Genomic DNA, 654 nt, shown 5'->3' on the forward strand with positions numbered 1-654 from the left:
TCTGGCTCAGCGCCGTCACCGGCGTGGTCACCGTCGTCGTGCAGGCCGGATCGGTGCTGCCCACCGGGCAGACCGGGCTGGTCGAAGTCGCGGTGTTCGCCACGTTGCCGGCGGTCACGTCGGCCGCGGTCACCGTGTAGGTGCCCGTCAACACGCAGGTCGCACCCGGCGCCACCGAGGCACAGGTCGTCGTGCTCGGGGTGATCTTGCTGTCGTTCACCACCACGTTGGTCAGGTTGCCGCTGGCGCTGGTGTTGGTCACCGTCACCGTATAGGTCAGCACGTCGCCCACCGTTACCGTGCCGCTGCCGTCGTTATCGGCATTGGTCATGGTCTTGGCGATCGTCTGGCTCAGCGCCGTCACCGGCGTGGTCACCGTCGTCGTGCAGGCCGGATCGGTGCTGCCCACCGGGCAGACCGGGCTGGTCGAAGTCGCGGTGTTCGCCACGTTGCCGGCGGTCACGTCGGCCGCGGTCACCGTGTAGGTGCCGGTCAACACGCAGGTCGCACCCGGCGCCACCGAGGCGCAGGTCGTCGTACTCGGGGTGATCTTGCTGTCGTTCACCACCACGTTGGTCAGGTTGCCGCTGGCGCTGGTGTTGGTCACCGTCACCGTATAGGTCAGCACGTCGCCCACCGACACCGTGCCGCTGC

At 68.3% G+C, this 654-nt stretch carries 1 pseudogene; it reads right to left on the minus strand.

Annotated elements, in window-relative coordinates:
- Positions 1–654: pseudogene (locus LC490_RS24630) on the minus strand (hypothetical protein); the annotation flags it as partial.

Origin of the sequence: Lysobacter sp. ESA13C (assembly GCF_019970005.1) — a bacterium.
Lineage (GTDB): Bacteria > Pseudomonadota > Gammaproteobacteria > Xanthomonadales > Xanthomonadaceae > Lysobacter > Lysobacter antibioticus_B.